This window comes from Herbaspirillum sp. NPDC087042 (assembly GCF_044745245.1).
Taxonomy (GTDB): domain Bacteria; phylum Pseudomonadota; class Gammaproteobacteria; order Burkholderiales; family Burkholderiaceae_D; genus Herbaspirillum.
This window is the reverse complement of record NZ_JBIUZW010000004.1, coordinates 128621-143788: the sequence shown is the minus strand read 5'-3', so window position 1 is coordinate 143788 and position 15168 is coordinate 128621. Positions and strand designations below refer to the sequence as shown.

The window sequence follows — 15168 nt, the reverse complement described above, 5'->3', positions numbered from 1 at the left end:
GAAGCAGCAGCTGCGTCAAATTGACGCAGCTGCTGCCAGCAAAAAAGTTAAGTCAATGATTATGCAATTCCCAGGCGACGATCCAGCGACCATGCGCCACCACCGCGCGCCACCAGCAACAACAACAGGCCGGCCCAGGACAAATGCGTGGGCCAGGCATCGGGATAGACGAACACCTCGATGACCGTGGTCATGCCCAGCAAGGCCAGTGCCGCACCACGCGTAAACAGGCCCAGCACCAGCAGCAGCGGGAACAGATGCTCGGCATAGGCCGCCATGTGCGCGGCGATATCGGGCGGCACCAGCGGGATGCGATATTCCTCCTGGAACAGCACATAGGTACTGTCCTTCAGGGTCAGGAAACCGCTGACCTTGGTACGTCCCGAGAGGAAGAAGATCGCCGCAATCGATATGCGCGCCACCAGCGCCAGCAGGCTCTCGCCGATGAGGCGACTGGCCAGCGCGGCACCACGTGCCCAGAGCGAAGGGGATGTGGCTTGCACATCGCTGATGTGCGACGAGGCAGGATGGGACATGTCGTTCTCCGTCATTGGAATTGGAAGGAAGTAAAGGCGCCCGCCTGGATCAGCTCGCCCAGCATCAGGGCGATATCCAGTCCGGGTTCGGCGTGTTGCGCCAGTGCGGCGGCTTCGGCAATGGGCGTGCCGCGCTGGCAGGCGGCGAGGAAGGCGCAGGCACCGCGGTCAATGGCGCGCCATTGCACCTCGCCGTCAGGCCGGGTCAGCAGCGCACTTTCACCCTGCCAGGGCAACTCGGCGGAAGGTGCGGCCTCCTCCTGGCGCTGGGTGCTCCAGATCGAGAACACCGGATGGCTGTCGTCGCTGTGCCAGCGGGTGGCGGCATGCAGGACCAGCCGCACATCCTGGCCTTGCGCCAGCGCCTCATGCAATGCCGCCATTTCCAGCGGTGCGTCGTCAGCGGCGAGATGGGCCTCGCTCCAGGCGCGATCCAGGGCTGCCACACCCGGCAGATAGGGTAGCTCCGCCAATGCCTCCGCGCAGGCGACGAAGGCCGGAAAGCCGCGTCCGTAGTTGATCAGGCAGACATCGTCAGGCGCATGTTCACGCGCATAGGCCAACGCCAGGTCGTGGAAGCAGGCGTCACCGATGAGACGTTGCAGCGTCGGATAGTTGCCGGCCAGCGCATCGACACACCCCTTGAAGATGGTGTTGCGATAGACCGCGAAGGCCGGCTGTGCGGCCAGCGCCGCCACCAGCGGATGCGTGCTCTGGCCGTGCCAGATGGCCTGCAGGAATTGCTGGTGATAGTCGTCGCGCATCATGCTGCCTGCTCCTGCGAGAGCCCATCCAGCACCTGCTGGGCGATCTCGCGTTCGTCCAGCAGGACCTCGAATTCAGGGATATTGCCGTCACGCTCGATGAGCGTGGGCCGGGGTCCGATGCGCCCCACCAGCGTGCGGTAGAGCTGCCACACCGCCGGCGCGATGGCGGCATCGTGGCTGTCGACCAGCAGGCCGGGCAGGCTCTGGTCACTGCTGTGACCGGCCAGGTGGATTTCCTCGATGGCGTCCGCCGGCAATTGCGCCAAGTAGGCCACGGCATCGATGCCGATATTGGCCGCGCTGACGTGGACGTTGTTCACGTCCACCAGCAGGCCGCAGCCGGTACGCCTGACCAGTTCGGCCAGGAACTCGGGCTCGCTCCACGTGTGGGCATCCATGTGCAGGTAGTGCGAGGGATTCTCCAGGACGATGCGGCGCTTCAGGGTGTCCTGGGTCTGGGTGATATGGCTGACCAGACGCTGCAGGGTGGTGCTGTTACGCGGCACCGGCAGCAGGTCAGGAAAATAACGGCCGTCGGCGCGCGACCAGGCCAGGTGCTCAGAGACCAGCACCGGCTCGATACGCTCGGCCAGCGCCGCCAGGCGGCGCAGGTGTTGCGGGTCCGGGGCATCGGGCCCGGCCAGCGAAAGCGACACGCCATGCAGGGCCACCGGATGCCGGCCGCGTACCGCTTCCAGCCAGGCCAGGCGCGGTCCACCATCCATCATGTAGTTTTCCGGATGGACCTCGAACCACAAGCCGGGCGCATCGCTGGCCAGGGCCAGATCGAAGTGCCGGGGCTTGAGGCCGAGACCGGCGCCGGTGTGCATGCGTGGCGCTTTCATCGTGGCACTCCTTACATGGCCTTCAGGGAGCCCATGCCGCGCGGGGTCTTGATCGAGGTGCAGGTGCCGGCCGGGACATTCTTCCAGGCATTGGCCTGGTAATCCATCTTGGCGGTGCCGGCGCAGGTGGTGCCTTCACCGGCCTTGCAATCGTTCTGGCCGGCCATGGCCACGCCATAGCACTTTTCCATGGCGGCGGGCTTGGCGGGTTGCTGGGTCTGGGCCATGGCGACACCGGAAGCGAGGGTGGCGAGGGTGAAGGCAGCGGTGGCGAAGGTACGGGTGTTCATGGTGTGACTCCTGGTCTGGATTGAAGAATGGTTAGGTACGTCTGGGAACAGCGGTGACCGGCAGCGTTTTCGTCGCCGGTCTGTAGGCTAATTCGCGGCCTCGTCGCCGGCGGTTACAGCCGCGACGAAAATTTTCACGATCTATTTTTTTGGCGGGCGCTGTAACCGGTGGACCTTGCGCAGCGAATTGTCAGGAAAATGGACAATGGCCGCGCAGGCCGCAATCGCAGATTGGATAGCAGACTGGATGAGAGGCATGAAGCAAATCGACAGACCGCAGCCCGGCCCGGGAGTGCATAATGCTGGCAACTAATTTCCTGGTCTATTCCGTGAGCAACAGTCCACGCCTGCCTGCCAATGATTTGCCAGCCCCGCGCGACACTGCACAGGCCGCACGCGCGCAAGCCCATCCCAGCGAAGAGCGCCTGCGCGCCCTCCTGCTGGCCGGACTGGATGGCGATGCGGTGGCCTACCGTACTTTCCTGGCGGAACTGAGCGGACGCCTGCGTGCCTTCCTGCGCAAGCGCCTGCATCACCTGCAGGATGAAGTCGAGGATATCGTCCAGGAGACCTTGCTGGCGGTCCACAATGCGCGCCACACCTATCGCCCCGAGCAACCGCTGACGGCCTGGGTGCACGCCATTGCGCGCTACAAGCTGATGGACTTCCTGCGCTCGCGCTCGCGCCGTGAAGCCTTCAACGATCCGCTGGACGAGGCACAGGACCTGTTTGCCGCCAGCGATGACGAGCCGGCCCAGGCCCGGCGCGATATCGGCGTGCTGCTGGAGCAACTGCCCGACAAGCAGCGCCTGCCGATCGTGCACGTCAAGCTGGAAGGCCTGTCGGTAGCGCAGACGGCGCAACTGACGGGGTTGTCGGAGTCGGCCGTGAAGGTGGGCATCCACCGCGGCCTCAAGGCGCTGGCAGCCCGCATACGAGAGAGTTTGTAAATCATGAAGACCGATGACCTGATTTCGATGATGGCCAGTGACGTGGCGCCCGTGGATCGCGGCTTGCCGCGCCGGCGCATGGTCCAGGCCCTGCTGCTGGGTGGCGTGGCCAGCCTGGTGCTGTTGCTGATGCTGTATGGCCTGCGGCCGGACCTGATGTACATCGCCAGGACGCCGCTGTTCTGGGTCAAGCTGGCCTTCCCTGCCGCGCTGGCGGCGGGCGCCCTGCTGGTACTGCATCGCCTGCTGCATCCCGGACTGGATGTGGGGATGCGCTGGGCGGGCGTGGCCGCCCCGAGCCTGGCGATCTGGATCGGCAGCGCCCTGGTGCTGGCACTGGCGCCGGCCGCCGACCGCATCCCCCTGCTGATGGGCTCGACCTGGCGCAGTTGCCCCTTCAACATCGCCCTGCTCTCGCTGCCGCTGTTATGCAGCATCACCTGGGCCGTCAAGGCCATGGCCCCGACCCGCCTGCGCCTGTGCGGCGGCGTAGCGGGCCTGCTAGCCGGTTCCTCGGCCACGCTGGTGTATTGCCTGCACTGCCCGGAGATGGGCGTGCCTTTCTGGGGACTGTGGTACTTCCTGGGGATCCTGATCCCGGCCGCCATCGGCCTGCTGCTGGGGCCGCGCCTGCTGCGCTGGTAATCGGCACTGCTAATCGGCGCCGGCGGTCGTGACGGATCAGTGCTTCAGGTAGCGCTCGGCCAGGGTTTCATAGAGCGGCGGTGCAAACAGCTTGGACACCGCCGAGGCAATCAGTGCCGTGGCCATTAGCGAAATCACCAGCGCGTGGCCATCGACCATTTCCATGACGATCACGAAGGCCGTGATGGGTGACTGCGTCACCGCGGCCAGATACCCGACCATCGCCAGCGCCACCAGCATCGGCAGCGACGTGCCGCCGAAGAGCAGGTGCAGGAGGTTGCCAAACCCGGCGCCGATGGACAGCGAGGGCGCGAAGATGCCGCCCGGCAGACCCGGCAGGTAAGAGCCGATCATCGAGGCGAACTTCAGGAAGGGATAGAACACCGACAGTCCATGGCCGTCATTGAGCAGGCCGTGGGCCTGCTCATAGCCACTGCCGAAAGTGGCGCCACCGGCAGCCACGCCGATCACCGCCACGATGAAGCCACACAGCGCCGCAAAGATCACCGGACGTTCGGCGCGCAAGCGCACCACGGTGGCGGGAATCCAGCGCGTCGGATTGAGGATGAGCCAGCAGAACACGCCGCCGGCCACGCCCATCAGGACCGCCGTCACCACCACCGCCAGGATCAGCCGGCCGCTGGTCTCGCCAGGAAAGGCAATCGAGCCGAAATAGGTGTAGTTGCCATTGATGGACAGCGCCACCAGGCCGGCGAAGATGATGGTGGTGATGACCACGCCACTGGCACGCTGCTCGAAGCTGCGCGAGAGCTCCTCGATGGCGAACACGATCCCCGCCAGCGGTGTATTGAAGGCCGCCGCCAGGCCGGCTGCTGCACCGGCCAGGATCAGGCGACGTTCCATGTGGCCGTAGCCGGCCGGATAGAAACGGCGCAGGTTGTACATGATGGCCGCGCCGATCTGCACCGTGGGGCCCTCGCGACCGATGGTCATGCCACCGGCGATGGCCACCACCGACAAGACGATCTTGCCCAGCAACACGCGTATCGACAGCAAGGCATTGCCGCGCTCGGCGGTGTCACCGTGCAGCGTGGCGATGGCTTGCGGAATACCGCTGCCTTCGGAGCCGGGGAAGAAACGCCGTGTCAGCCAGACGCAGGCGGCGCACACCGCGGGCGTCATCAGCAGCGGCAGCCAGGGTGACCTGTGCTCGATGGCACGGAAGACACCGAAGCCGGCCTCGATGGCCTGTGCATACAGCACCGCCACCAGGCCGACCAGGATGGCGCCGCTCCAGAGGATGCCGTACTCGGTCCAGAGACGGCGCAGATGGCGGAGGGAGAGATGGTAGAGACTCAATTGGCGTTCCTGCTGTTCTTGTGATGCATCGGGTGTTGCGTCTTGTGTGCGTCGGGCACAATGAAAAAAGCCCGCGTGAGCGGGCTGGCAGGCTGACAGGCGCGCGCCTCAGTCGGCGGCGTTGTACTGCTCTTTCTTCTGGATGAACTCGATCTTGTAGCCATCCGGATCGGTGACGAAGGCGATCACGGTCTTGCCGTGCTTCATCGGGCCGGCTTCGCGGGTGACCGCGCCACCCTTGGCCTTGACCGCGTCACAGGCGGCATAGGCGTCCTCGACTTCGATGGCGATGTGGCCGTAGCCGGTGCCGAGGTCGTAGGATTCGGTGTCCCAGTTATGGGTCAGTTCCAGCACGGTGTGGTCGCGTTCCTCACCGTAACCGACGAAGGCCAGCGTGAATTTCCCGTCGGGGTAGTCATTCTTGCGCAGCAGTTTCATGCCCAGTACCTGGGTATAGAAATCGATCGAACGATCCAGGTTGCCCACGCGCAGCATCGTATGCAGCATTCTCACTTGGCGACTCCTTTTGATAGCTAGTGTGACACAGGCCGACATTATCTTATATTTGCGGCGGTCCCGCCGGGCGCCCCTGCTCCAGCTGGCCGATGCGTTCCTCCAGCTCGGCGATGCGACGATACAAACGATGTTCGTCGCTGATGTCGACGATCAATCCATACCAACGCACGATCTGCCCGTCGGGGCCATGATGCGGCGAGGCCTGGCTGCGCATCCAGCGCCACTGTCCGTCAGGCCAGCGGATGCGGAATTCGGTACAGAAAGGCTGGCCCGTGGGCAGGTTGTCCAGCCATTCGCGCCGCACGCGCAGGCGGTCTTCCTCGGGCATGCAGGTGAGCCAGTGCTGGTGGCGCCGGGCGCTGCTCCAGGAGGGCTGCCATTCAAAGGTCGGGCCCATGTAGTCCACCACGCCCTCGGGCGTGGCCGCCCAGGGGATGTTGGGCGACAGCGCAATGACCCGGTGAAAATGCTCCTCGCTCTCGCGCACCATGCGCTCGGCCCCGACCCGGGCGGTGATATCGACGGCCTCGCCGGACACGCCCAGCAGCTCCCCGGGATCGCTGTGCACCGCCTGGAATGCCAGCAAGGAAGTCCGCCCGGTGCGCGAATTGAAGAATTCAATGGGCGCGACAGCGTCGCCGGCCAGCACCTGGTCGATCAGTTCCAGCAGGGGCCGATGTTCGGACCGGTCCAGCAGGCGCGCCACGGTCGAGCCTTCCAGCTCGGCCCCGGCATTGGCCCCGAGAAGGTCGATCATCATCGCATTGGCGCTGACCACGCGCAGCGCCGGGTCCAGGAAGCACAAGCCCACCGGCGCGCTGCGATAGAGCGATTCCAGCTGGTGCCAGCGCTGGAAGGGTGAGGTATCGATGCTGTCATCGCGCTTGTGCCATACGCCGCTGGCGATGATGAGATCCCTGGCCTGGTCGGCCGGCATGGGACGTCCCAGGTGGAAACCCTGGCCAAATTCGCAACCCATGCGCCTGAGCAAATGGGCATGGTGTTCGGTCTCGATGCCTTCGGCCACGACATGCAGCTTCAGGCTGCGCCCCAGGCCCGCCACCGCCAGCACGATGCGAAAACTGTCGGGGTCCTGGTCCATGGTGCGCACGAAGCTGGCATCGATCTTGAGTTCGTCGAAGGGATAGGCTTGCAGGCGCGTGAGACTGGAGTAGCCGGTGCCGAAGTCATCCAGCGACAGGCTGGCGCCGGCACGCCTGGCGGCCAGCAGGGTCTGCAGGGTGCGCTCATGGTCTTGCACCAGGGAATTCTCGGTCACTTCCAGTTGCAGGCGCGACACGGCCAGGCCGCGCTCCTGCATCACGGCCAGCAGGCGATCCAGCAAGCGGGCGTCGAGAAACTGCCGCGGAGAGAGGTTGATGGCAAGGCGCACGCCATCCGGCCAGTTGCGCATGGCGTGGGTCGCACCGGAGAAGAGCTCCAGCAGCAGCTCATCAAGCAGGCCACTCTTTTCGGCCAGGGCAATGAAATCGGCCGGCGCAACCGATCCGCGCACCGGGCAAGTCCAGCGCGCCAGCATTTCAAAGCCGGCAATGCGGCGCGTGCGCAGATGCACCAGCGGTTGCAGGGCGGGCCAGAAATGGCCCGCCGTCAAGGCCGAGCGAAGATCTCCGGCAGTGATGTCCGCTCGCATCGGGTGGCTAGTCGTATCCCTGGTCATCGCTTCGATAGGAGTCGTCGTTCAATGGCGGTTTGTCCTGCATGATTCGCTATTCTGCGACCAAATCGTCGAATTGTCGCCACCTATCCCCGCCCACCCCGATCTGCCACGGCGCGGGCAGGACGAACGAAAAAAGGGCGACCTCGCGGTCGCCCTTTTTCCCTCAAGACGGTGGATGCCTGCGCTTAACGGCCGTAGTAGTAGTCCGGACGGTCGTCGTAGCGATAGCTGCGCACTTCGGTACGCTCGACATAACGCACCGGGCGCGGCGGCGGCGCATAGTAGCGCGGCTGCTCATAGACCACCTGTTGCGGCGGCTGGTAATACACCGGCTGCGGCGCCTGGTAGTAGACCTGTTGCGGCGGTGCCTGGTAGACCGGTGCCGAATTGGCGTTGGCGATCAGCGAACCGATGGCGACGGCGCCGATGATGCCGGCAGCAATCGCTACACCGTCGCCGCCCCGGTCATGCGCCATGGCAGGCGTGCTGACGGCGGCAGCCGATGCGAGCAGGGTGGTGGCGATCAATACCGATGCGATTTTCTTGCTGGCCATGATTGGCTCCTGTCAAATAAGTCCGCTTTTCGTCGCGGCACGATTCAACTATAGGCCAGCTTCACTTCAAATCTACCGATTATGAAACTTCGTTACAGTTCTTACGGATCCCGGCGCGGCTGTGACAACTACGACAAGCGTGAGCAATGTGACAAGCCCGGTTTCAGGCCGATTCTCAGGCCGGGTCTCAGGTCTAATTCAGGCCTGGCGTGCCGCCAGGATCCGTGCCAGCGCGACGAATTGCTCCATCGGGACGGCTTCGGGGCGGGCCTGCGGATCGACACCGGCCTGTACCAGCTCTTCTTCGGACAACAGGCCGGCCACGCAATTGCGGATCACCTTGCGACGCTGCGAGAAGGCCTTGGTGACCACCTGTTCCAGCTTCGCCTGGTCGCATTCCAGGGGCTGGGCCAGCGGAATCATGCGCACGATGGCCGAGTCGACCTGGGGCGGCGGATCGAAGGCGGTGGGTGGGACCACGAACAGCAGCTCCATGTGGTAACGCCATTGCAGCATCACCGACAGGCGGCCATAGGTCTTGCTGCCGGGCTCGGCCACCATGCGCTCGACCACTTCCTTTTGCAGCATGAAATGCTGGTCCTGCACCTGCGGCGCGATCTCGGCCAGGTGGAACAGCAAGGGACTGGAAATGTTGTAGGGCAGATTGCCGACTACGCGCAGCTTGCGGCCGGCCGGCACTGGAATGCTGCCGAAGTCGAACTTGAGCGCATCGGCGGAGTGCACGGTCAGGCGCGCCGCATCGAAGCGTTTGTTCAGGCGCTGCACCAGGTCGCGGTCGAGTTCGACCACATGCAGATGGCGCAGGTCGTCCAGCAGCAGCGCGGTCATCGCCGCCAGACCGGGGCCGATCTCGACCATGGCATCGTCAGGAGCCGCAGCGATGGAGCGGATGATGTCGTGCAGCACCACATCATCGGTGAGGAAGTTCTGGCCGAAGCGTTTGCGCGGGATGTGTTTCATGGGCGATTCCAGTGTGTCTTGCGGTGTGTCAGGTACGTGCGGCGGCTTGCCGGCGTGCCATGTCGGCGGCGGCGCGGATGGCCACCAGCATGCTGCCATGGTCGGCCCGGCCCAGCCCGGCGGCGGCCAGGTCCAGCGCCGTGCCATGGTCGACCGAGGTACGGATCAGCGGCAGGCCCAGCGTGATGTTGATGCCATGGCCGAAGCTGGCGAACTTCAGCACCGGCAGGCCCTGGTCATGGTACATCGCCAGCACGCAGTCGGCATCTTCCAGGTACTTGGGCTGGAACAGCGTGTCGGCCGGATACGGGCCACGGGCATCGATGCCGCGTGCGCGCGCCGCTTCCAGCGCGGGCGTGATGACGTCGATTTCCTCGCGTCCCAGGTAACCGTTTTCGCCGGCATGGGGGTTCAGGCCGGTCACCAGGATACGCGGCTGGGCGATGCCGAACTTGCCACGCAGATCGGCCTGCAGGATATCGAGGGTACGGGCCAGGCTGTCGGCCGTGATAGCCGCCGGCACATCCTTGAGCGCCAGGTGGGTGGTCGCCAGTGCCACGCGCAGGTGCGGCGCATCGCCACCGGCCAGCATCATCACCACTTGCGGCGTACGGGTGACCTCGGCCAGGTATTCGGTGTGGCCGGTGAAGGCGACGCCGGCATCGTTGATCACGCTCTTTTGCAGGGGCGCGGTGACGATGGCGGCGAAGGCGCCATCCAGTGCACCCTGCACGGCCAGGTCCAGGGTCTGCAGCACGGCGCGGCCATTGCGCGCATCCAGCACGCCCGGACGCACCGGCTCGGCCACCGGGCAATCGATGACCGTGATGCAATCCACCGGAAAATGCGGCAACCCGCCATTGCGCCAGGCCTGGATGGAAATGGCCGCCACCCGCATCTGGCCATCGATGTCGTGTGCGGTCTGGGCCAGCAGGGCAGCGTCACCCAGCAGGATGCAGCGCACTTCCTGACGCAGCTCCCAGGCCGCGCGCAGCGAAATTTCGGGGCCGATGCCGGCCGGTTCGCCACAGGTCAATGCGAGGATGGGTCGGTTCATGGCGTCTTCCACTTGGCAATATCGGGCTTCAAAAATGCAAGAGCCGGCTGCTGGGCCGGCCTCTTGCGCGGGTTCGGGCAAGCGCGGGGCTTGCCGGTACCGGGGCTTACTCGTCGTTGCGATACTCGACGTAGGCGCGGTCGCGGATCTGGCGCATCCAGTCTTCGGAGGCTTCCTCGATCTTGCGGTCGCGGATGGCCTGGCGGGCTGCCTGGCGGGCGCGCTCCTTGGAGGCGTCATCGGTCTTGCGCTCCACCACCTGGATCAGGTGGAAGCCGAAGGGAGACTCGATGGGCTGGCTGACTTCGCCCGGCTTCAACTGGTCCATGGCGCGCTCGAACTCGGGGACGGTATCGCCAGGATACACCCAGCCCAGATCGCCACCCTTGGCTGCCGACAGGTCATTGGAGTACAGCTTGGCCAGTTCCTCGAAGCTGGCCGAGCCGTGGTCCAGGCGCTCCTTGAGTTCAGTCAGCTTGCGCTTGGCATCGGCAGCGGTCACCACCTGGTTAACCTTGATCAGGATGTGGCGCACATGGGTCTGTTGCACGGCCGGGGCGGCCGCCTGGGCACCGTTGGCCGCACGGCGGCCGACCAGCTTGAGGATGTGGAAGCCGTTGCCGCTCTTGAGCAGGCCGCTGACCTGGCCATCCTGCAGCTTGGCGACGCCATCCAGGAACAGCTGCGGCAGGCGTTCAACCGGACGCCAGCCGAGATCGCCACCGGAAAGCGCATCGGACGCATCGGAATAGGTTGCAGCGGTCTTGCCAAAATCGGCGCCGGTCTTCAGCTGGCGCAGGACGTCCTCGGCACGCTCGCGACGCGCGGCCAGTTGTTCGGGCGAGGCATTCTCGGGCACGCGCACCAGGATCTGGGCGATGTCCAGTTCCTGGCGCTGGCCGCCGGCATTGGCTTCGGCTGCCAGGTAGTTGTCGATCTCGGACTCGGTGACCACCACCTTGTTGTCCACCTCACGCTCACGCAGGCGCTGGCTCAGGATCTCGCGGCGGATCTCTTCGCGGAAGGACGAATAGACCATGCCTTCGGCTTCCAGGCGCTTGCGGAACTCCGGCATGGACAGCTTGTTCTGCTCGGCAATGCGCTGCATGGCGCGGTCCAGCATCGCGTCATCGACGACGATGCCGTTTTCCTTGGCGGTCTGGGCCTGGGCGCGTTCGACGATCATGCGCTCGACCAGCTGGCGCACCAGCTGGTTGCGCGGCGGCAGCTGCACGTTCTGCGAGGCCATGCGCTTTTCCACGCTGGCCAGGCGCTCGGCGACTTCCTGGCGGGTGATGACTTCATTGTTGACCACCACCAGGATGGAGTCGACCGGACGCGGCTCGACACGGGCGCTGGCAGCAGCCGGTGCAGGTGCCGCGGCCGGCGCGGGTGCTGCGACCGGGGCCGCAGCCTTGGCCGCAGGGGTTGCGGCCGGCTTGGCCGGTGCCGGTTGCGGCGCGGTCTCCGGTGGCGTCACCGGGATGATCGTCGTGGCGAACTGCGCATGCGCATTGCTGATCACGCCCAGCATGCACAGCAGCGCGGTCACTGTTTTGGTTTTTGCGAGGAGTGGGGTACGCATATTACGCATGGACTAATCGATGGTTCGAAAAAAGGTTAGAGATTGCCGTCCGGAGTCGAATCCGGCAGGTTCACGTTCTGGTAACCCGGCACGCTGCTCTTGATCGCATCCATGGGATTGGAACCGATCTTGGAGAAGCCATTGAGTTCAAGCTGGATGAAGAAGCCCGTCGACGCCTTGGTGGACGAAGTCGGGATACGTTGCGCCACCACCCGGAAGACCCAGCAATCGGCCTTGTATTCAAAGCCGGCCAGGCCTTCGGCCACGGTACGGTCGGGAATCGAGTAGTTCACGCGGCCCACGGCGTAGACGCGCTCGGTGAGCGGCCATTGACCCGAGACGTCGACCTGCTTGAGCGGATCAAGCACGCCGGTGTAGGGATTGATGTAGGTACGGTCCAGGCGATATTGCAGATTCAGCACGCGCTTGGGGGCGGGCTGCCAGCGTACGCCGAAGGTCGAGCGCACCATCTGGCGCAGCGTCTCGCTGTATTGCACCGTGTTGTCGGTCGAGAATTCCTTGGTGATCTGGCCGCCCAGCGCCAGCAGCAGGTCGGACTTGCTACCCAGCGTGGTGCTGGTGGTCCCGGCAATGTTGACCTGTGGATCGGCGAAGTAATAACGCTGGCCGACGGCCGCGCGCAGACGTTCCAGACCGTTTTCCTCGATCAGGCGCGAAGTCAGGGCTGCCGTCAGCTGGTTGGCATCACTGATGCGGTCATGCCCGACGAAACGGTTTTCGGTAAAGATCTGGGCGAAGTTGAAATCAGCCAGGCCGGAGTCGAAGACCGGGTACTGCGACTGGTCGCGATACGGTGTACGGACATAGAACAGGCGCGGTTCCAGCGTCTGCGTCATGCTGCGGCCGAGCAGGTTGGATTCGCGCTCGAAGACCAGACCGGAATCCAGCGACACCGTCGGCACGGTGCGCGTCAGGTTGGTCGGCTGACCCGCCGAGACGTTGTTGAGGTTATAGCTCGTCGCGTCCACGGTCAGCTTGGGCGTGATGAAATAACCCGGACGCACGATCGGATAGGACACCGACTGCGTCACATAGGCACGATCACCACCGATCAGGTCACCACTGGAGAAGCGGGTGAAGTCGGCCACGGTGCTGAAATCGAAGCCGCCGATGTCATAGCGGTTGCCGTTGAAGGTGATTTCCGGAACCCGGTCATAGGGCTTGGTGATCGGTGCATTGACGTCCTGCAGCAGCTGATACTTCGAGACCAGGCCGACCAGGCTCCAGTAGGTGCCGGTGTAGGTCATGCTGACGTTGCGCGCCAGCAGGCGCTGCGTGCTGCCCGTGATGGAATGCGCGAAGTCGGACGGATAGTCGTTGTCCGAGGCCTTGTTCAGGTCCCACGCCAGACGCAGACCCGGCATCAGGGTCTGGGTGTGGGTCGAGGACAGCGAGTAGCGGCTGGTGCCGGTGACCTGGTCCTGGATCCCTTCCACATTGGTGATGCCGGTGTAGGTCTCGCCCATGTAGCGCGTCTCGGCGCCCAGTTGCAGGCCACGCCGCGCAATGTACTTGGGCACCAGCGTCAGATCGTAGTTGGGTGCCAGGTTGATGTAGTACGGCACGGCCAGTTCGGCGCCGCCGGTACTGGTCACGCCAAAGGTGGGCGGCAGCACGCCGGACTTGCGCTCCCCGGACAAGGGGAAGGTCATCCAGGGCGAACCCAGGATGGGCACATCCTTGAAATACAGCAGGCCACCGTGCATGGTGCCGACATCGCGCCCGCTATCGAGGTCCATGGTATTGGCACGCAGGTACCAGTCCGGATCCGGCGCCTCGCAGGTGCTGTAGGTGCCCTGGGTCACCTGGGCCTGGTCGTCGGACAGGAAATCGATGCGCTCGGCCTTGCCGCGCCCACCGTTCTTGCCGATCAGGTAAGTCGGACTGGTCACGAAACCGGCGCCGGTTCCCATGTTCATCTGGGCATGGTCGCCCGTGTACTGGTCCTGCAGGCGCTGCATCCAGACGTGGCCGGTGGCCTCGACTTCATCCTGGATGATGCGGTATTCGGCCTTGTCGGACTTGATGGTGGTGGCACCCTTGACCACTTCGACGTCGCGGTCGAGATTGACCTGGCGGTCCGGACGGCCGGTCATCTGCTCGGCGCTCACGTTGACCGGGGCATCCTGGTCCTGCACGGGCGCTGCGGCCGGCTTGGGCAGGGTCATCTGCGCGTGCACGGTCAACGGCAACAGGGCCGAGGCCGAAGCCACGGCCATCGCCGAGGAAAACAGACGCGCCAGCCGCCAGTTGACAGTACGTTCGGATAAAGACTTGGAAAACCGGATCATGAAAAGAGTGGCTAGATACCGTGCAGGCGGATTTTTTGGGTTTAATCCCTTATTATATGGGAACTCAACCCCGTCAAACGATTTCCTCCGATAGTTCATGTCTTCACCTGGTTCCACCCCTGATCTCCGTCTTTCCGAATTGCATGCCTGGCTCGACACCCTGGTCGATACACCGGTACTGCCCGCCACCCTGCGCCCGGCCTCTGCCGACGCCAGTTTCCGCCGGTATTTCCGGGTGGATACGCCGGCCGGCGGCACCGCCATCGTGATGGATGCCCCCCCACCTCAGGAGGACGTCCGTCCCTTCGTGAAGGTGGCTGGCCTCTTCGCCGAGACCGGCGTGACCGTCCCCAAGGTACTGGCCCAGGATGCCGAACGCGGCTTCCTGCTGCTCTCGGACCTCGGATCGACCACCTACCTCTCGCAGCTGAGCGCCGATAGCGCGCACGCACTATACATGGATGCGATCGACGCCTTGGTACTTTTACAAGCGCAAAGCAAGCCCGAGGCCCTGCCCGAATATGACCGTCCGCTGCTGCTGCGCGAGCTGGAACTGTTCCGCGAGTGGTATATCGGCAAGCACCTGGGCGTGACCCTCACCGATGAACAGAATGCGGTGCTGGACAAGACCTTCGATGCCATCCTGGCCAACGTCGTGGCGCAACCGCAGGTCTATGTCCATCGCGACTACCATTCGCGCAACCTGATGGTGCTGCCCAAGGGTAATCCCGGCATCATCGATTTCCAGGATGCGGTCTACGGCCCGGTCACCTATGACCTGGTCTCGCTGCTGCGCGACGCCTACATCCAGTGGGACGAGGAAATGGTGCTGGACTGGGCCATCCGCTACTGGGAAAAGGCGCGCCGCGCCGGCCTGCCGGTCACACCCGACATCGATACCTTCTACCGCGACTTCGAGTGGATGGGCCTGCAGCGCCACCTCAAGGTGCTGGGCATCTTCGCCCGCCTGTGGCACCGCGACGGCAAGGACGGCTATCTGAAGGACCTGCCGCTGGTGATGGAATACACCCTCAAGACCGCGCGCCGCTATGTGGCCTTCACACCGCTGGTGCGCCTGATCGAGAAGCTGGAGCAGGAACACGCGCCCAAGTTCGGCTACACCTTCTGA

15 protein-coding genes are annotated in these 15168 nt (G+C 64.4%); 3 read left to right on the top strand and 12 right to left on the bottom strand.

Annotated features, from left to right (window positions below; all coding sequences use genetic code 11):
• Positions 1 to 59: 59 nt before the first annotated feature.
• The 4 genes from ACIPHN_RS07850 to ACIPHN_RS07835 are packed head-to-tail and all read right to left on the bottom strand — an operon-like array spanning position 60 to position 2438.
• On the bottom strand, positions 60 to 536 hold the full coding sequence (locus ACIPHN_RS07850) for a DoxX family protein (RefSeq protein ID WP_400434941.1): 477 nt from the start codon (positions 534 to 536) through the stop codon (positions 60 to 62).
• Positions 537 to 547: 11 nt separating this feature from the next.
• Positions 548 to 1303 carry a putative DNA-binding domain-containing protein gene (locus ACIPHN_RS07845; RefSeq protein ID WP_400434939.1) on the bottom strand — a complete coding sequence of 252 codons (756 nt, stop codon included), beginning with the start codon at positions 1301 to 1303 and terminating at the stop codon, positions 548 to 550.
• A complete protein-coding gene (locus ACIPHN_RS07840) occupies positions 1300 to 2148 on the bottom strand; it encodes a DUF692 domain-containing protein (RefSeq protein ID WP_400434937.1) in 849 nt (282 codons plus the stop codon). The genes ACIPHN_RS07845 and ACIPHN_RS07840 overlap by 4 nt, the downstream gene beginning before the upstream one ends.
• Positions 2149 to 2159: 11 nt before the next feature.
• Entirely contained in the window at positions 2160 to 2438 is a 279-nt protein-coding gene (locus ACIPHN_RS07835) for a DUF2282 domain-containing protein (protein WP_400434935.1), read from the bottom strand.
• Between the two features lie 329 nt (positions 2439 to 2767).
• Here ACIPHN_RS07835 and ACIPHN_RS07830 point away from each other — a divergent pair, with 329 nt between their 5' ends.
• Both ACIPHN_RS07830 and ACIPHN_RS07825 read left to right on the top strand, forming a co-directional pair.
• Complete coding sequence (locus ACIPHN_RS07830) at positions 2768 to 3388, top strand: sigma-70 family RNA polymerase sigma factor (RefSeq protein WP_400435207.1); 621 nt, start codon at positions 2768 to 2770, stop codon at positions 3386 to 3388.
• Between the two features lie 3 nt (positions 3389 to 3391).
• Positions 3392 to 4033: a DUF1109 domain-containing protein gene (locus ACIPHN_RS07825; RefSeq protein ID WP_400434933.1), complete on the top strand. Its 642-nt coding sequence runs from the start codon at positions 3392 to 3394 to the stop codon at positions 4031 to 4033.
• Positions 4034 to 4069: 36 nt separating this feature from the next.
• Here ACIPHN_RS07825 and ACIPHN_RS07820 read toward each other — a convergent pair whose 3' ends face one another.
• From ACIPHN_RS07820 to ACIPHN_RS07785, 8 genes are all read right to left on the bottom strand, one after another.
• A complete protein-coding gene (locus ACIPHN_RS07820; protein WP_400434931.1) occupies positions 4070 to 5353 on the bottom strand; it encodes a chloride channel protein in 1284 nt (427 codons plus the stop codon).
• Between the two features lie 108 nt (positions 5354 to 5461).
• The gene (gloA, locus tag ACIPHN_RS07815; protein ID WP_400434929.1) at positions 5462 to 5866 is read right to left on the bottom strand and encodes a lactoylglutathione lyase; all 405 of its coding nucleotides are present in this window, start codon (positions 5864 to 5866) and stop codon (positions 5462 to 5464) included.
• Positions 5867 to 5912: 46 nt separating this feature from the next.
• Positions 5913 to 7523, bottom strand: a complete 1611-nt coding sequence (locus ACIPHN_RS07810; RefSeq protein ID WP_400434927.1) for an EAL domain-containing protein — start codon at positions 7521 to 7523, stop codon at positions 5913 to 5915.
• A gap of 212 nt (positions 7524 to 7735) precedes the next feature.
• Positions 7736 to 8104, bottom strand: coding sequence for a hypothetical protein (locus ACIPHN_RS07805; RefSeq protein ID WP_400434925.1), 369 nt, complete (start codon positions 8102 to 8104; stop codon positions 7736 to 7738).
• A 198-nt stretch (positions 8105 to 8302) separates the two neighbouring features.
• On the bottom strand, positions 8303 to 9085 hold the full coding sequence (gene rsmA, locus ACIPHN_RS07800; RefSeq protein WP_400434923.1) for a 16S rRNA (adenine(1518)-N(6)/adenine(1519)-N(6))-dimethyltransferase RsmA: 783 nt from the start codon (positions 9083 to 9085) through the stop codon (positions 8303 to 8305).
• A 28-nt stretch (positions 9086 to 9113) separates the two neighbouring features.
• On the bottom strand, positions 9114 to 10142 hold the full coding sequence (gene pdxA / locus ACIPHN_RS07795) for a 4-hydroxythreonine-4-phosphate dehydrogenase PdxA (RefSeq protein ID WP_400434921.1): 1029 nt from the start codon (positions 10140 to 10142) through the stop codon (positions 9114 to 9116).
• Positions 10143 to 10248: 106 nt separating this feature from the next.
• The gene (locus ACIPHN_RS07790) at positions 10249 to 11736 is read right to left on the bottom strand and encodes a peptidylprolyl isomerase (RefSeq protein ID WP_400434919.1); all 1488 of its coding nucleotides are present in this window, start codon (positions 11734 to 11736) and stop codon (positions 10249 to 10251) included.
• Between the two features lie 26 nt (positions 11737 to 11762).
• Positions 11763 to 14039, bottom strand: coding sequence for an LPS-assembly protein LptD (locus tag ACIPHN_RS07785; RefSeq protein WP_400434917.1), 2277 nt, complete (start codon positions 14037 to 14039; stop codon positions 11763 to 11765).
• Positions 14040 to 14136: 97 nt separating this feature from the next.
• On the opposite strand from ACIPHN_RS07785, the gene ACIPHN_RS07780 reads away from it, so the two are divergent.
• A complete protein-coding gene (locus tag ACIPHN_RS07780) occupies positions 14137 to 15168 on the top strand; it encodes an aminoglycoside phosphotransferase family protein (RefSeq protein ID WP_400434915.1) in 1032 nt (343 codons plus the stop codon).